This is a genomic window from Pararhizobium sp. P1_E7, assembly GCF_056405855.1.
On the sequence record NZ_JBFUBH010000182.1, the window covers coordinates 1 to 2,162 of the forward strand.

A 2,162-nucleotide genomic window follows, 5' to 3' on the forward strand; every position below is an offset into this window, starting at 1 on the left:
CGGTTGTTGTCGCCAGCAGTAGGACGGCGATAAGTGGGTGCTTTGAGGCCACGGTCACTCCCATCATTGTCCGGATGAACCGCATCCGAAGCGGACAGATGGAAGAAGTAATTATAGTTTTTTAAGATCGCAAGGCAGAATGATCGATCAGTCCACTTTGACTTCGGCTTTTTGCCCCATCATCAGCGCTTGCAAGGGGATCTTCAGATTTGTGCTGATCCGCGTGATGACCTGCAGCGACGGGTTGGCGGAACCGTCGAGAATCTGCAGATAGTAAGGCGAGGTGATCTCGCACAAGCTCGCCATTTCCTTTTTATTGAGGCCGCGCTTCTCCCTCTCGCGCTCCATGGTCATCGCCATGTTTCGCAGGATCATCGTTCCCAGATCAGTATCGGTTTTCTTACGCTTGCTCGTTGCCATCGGATTAATTATATTTAATTGTCCATTGTGTGATGTGATAGGTGCCCATGTTGGTCAAAGTCAAACGAATGAACGTCGTCATTGGAATTCTTCTGTCTGTATCGGCAACTGTGTTCGCTGCTCCGGCAGCGGCGAGCGAATGGGGCTGCGAAGTGCTGCTGTGCGCGGCTTCGTCCAATCCCTCGTGGCGGAGCGTTGCCTCCTGCCATCCGCCGATGACGCGACTGATCTCGGCGATGAAGAAGCCCGGCTTCGATTGGCCAACCTGCCCGGCAGCCGGCACAGGCTCCCCCGGCTTTGAGCGTTATGCTGTATGCCCGAAGGGATATCAGGTGGGAAGTCGGCAGGATCGGAGCGGTTTTGGCAGAGAGCAGAACCTCTGCATCAAGACAGTGAATATGTGCCAGGGCGGGACGCACGGTTTCTATAACTCTGATCGACAGCAAGGCTGCATACAAACGGTCTCCATATCCCGACCGCTCAAGTCAGAGCCCTACTTCTTTGACATCAAGAATGAAACCTCAGGTCAAACCGAGCGGCATTGGTTCGAACTCCACAAATAAACGCATTTTTCCGGTTAAGAAAGGTTTAAATCGATGCGACACGTTAATCGTCATACTATTCTCGGCCACGTTGGAAACCTCGTGGAACTCAAAAATGTGCTGAAGGTCAACATTGCCGCGAACCGTGAGTGGCAGGCCGACGGGGAAAAGAAAACGGCCACCGATTGGGTTCAGGTCACCATTCTCGACAAGAAGCAGGTGGAGTGGATCATACAGAACGTCGTTTCGGGCGATCTCGTCTATGTCGAGTCCCGGATATCCAATTCCAGCTACGAGCGCGACGGCGAACAGATCTACACCACCGATATTATTGCGCAGCTGTTCAACCTGGTCGCCAAGAAAGCCGCTTGAGCTGATGTGARCCTTTTAGGCCACCGGCCATTCCGGCCGGCCGCGCTCTATGCCGTTGGCACGAAGCCGGCTTGTGGCCGTCTTCGCCGATGCCGGTGACGATCGCTTGTCCGATCGGTCGCTTCGCACCCGAAATCGAGGCCCGTAAGGGCCGCATGTCGTTTTCGCCCCATGACATCGTCCCCCAGGCCGGTCAAGCGGCCCGTGAAGTCAGGTCATCTTCCGCACCAGCCCGTCCTGTGGTCGGGCCCGAGAAGATGCCCCGCCTTCCGCGCCACGCCACTTGACAGTCCCGTTTGCCGCCGCGGGGCGGGCTTTCGCCCTCCCCCCTCTGTCCGGGGGAATGTCAGAGGCCATTCCCCCGGAAGACCGGGTTGGCTTCGCCCGATTGGGCTCCCCTTCGGGAACGGGAAATCAGGAGACAGACCATGAGCATTTACACCCAGACCGCCCGCTTCGATACCGGCCGCGCCATGACCGAAACCGWGATGCGCCAGATCGCACCGTCCATCTTCGCCGTCAGCGCCCATGAGAGCCGGTCGGAACGTTTTAAGCCAATCCCGACAATCGAGGTTCTGCGCGGCCTCATGAAGGAGGGTTTTGTGCCGGTTGGCGCCAAGCAATCGAACAGCCGCATCGAGGGCAAGGCAGATTTTACCAAACATCTCATTCGCATGCGCCGGATCGACGACGGCAAGGTCTATAATGTCGGCGATACCGTCTGCGAAATCCTGCTGAAGAACGCCAATGACGGAACCAGCGCCTATGAGCTGATGGCCGGTCTGTTCCGTGTCCGCTGCCTCAATTCCTTGGTCACCCAGACTGGCA

Annotated in this window: 4 protein-coding genes; 3 read left to right on the plus strand and 1 reads right to left on the minus strand. The window is 56.7% G+C overall.

The genetic code is table 11. The features are described 5' to 3' along the window. Positions 1–147: 147 nt before the first annotated feature. The gene (locus AC1D17_RS28660; protein WP_477568587.1) at positions 148–360 is read right to left on the minus strand and encodes a helix-turn-helix domain-containing protein; all 213 of its coding nucleotides are present in this window, start codon (positions 358–360) and stop codon (positions 148–150) included. A gap of 107 nt (positions 361–467) precedes the next feature. Between AC1D17_RS28660 and AC1D17_RS28665 the strand changes: the two genes are divergently transcribed. From AC1D17_RS28665 to AC1D17_RS28675, 3 genes are all read left to right on the plus strand, one after another. Continuing rightward, positions 468–983, plus strand: coding sequence for a hypothetical protein (locus AC1D17_RS28665; protein ID WP_477568588.1), 516 nt, complete (start codon positions 468–470; stop codon positions 981–983). A 33-nt stretch (positions 984–1,016) separates the two neighbouring features. Continuing rightward, on the plus strand, positions 1,017–1,334 hold the full coding sequence (locus AC1D17_RS28670) for a single-stranded DNA-binding protein (RefSeq protein ID WP_477568589.1): 318 nt from the start codon (positions 1,017–1,019) through the stop codon (positions 1,332–1,334). A 428-nt stretch (positions 1,335–1,762) separates the two neighbouring features. Continuing rightward, a partial coding sequence (locus AC1D17_RS28675; RefSeq protein ID WP_477568590.1) for a DUF932 domain-containing protein occupies positions 1,763–2,162 on the plus strand: 400 nt, incomplete at its 3' end.

Bases quoted from the DNA above. Each gene is read 5' to 3' on its own strand.
- AC1D17_RS28665 (WP_477568588.1), top strand. From the start codon at position 468: ATGTTGGTCAAAGTCAAACGAATGAACGTCGTCATTGGAATTCTTCTG.
- AC1D17_RS28670 (WP_477568589.1), top strand. From the start codon at position 1,017: ATGCGACACGTTAATCGTCATACTATTCTCGGCCACGTTGGAAACCTC.
- AC1D17_RS28660 (WP_477568587.1), bottom strand. From the start codon at position 360: ATGGCGATGACCATGGAGCGCGAGAGGGAGAAGCGCGGCCTCAATAAA.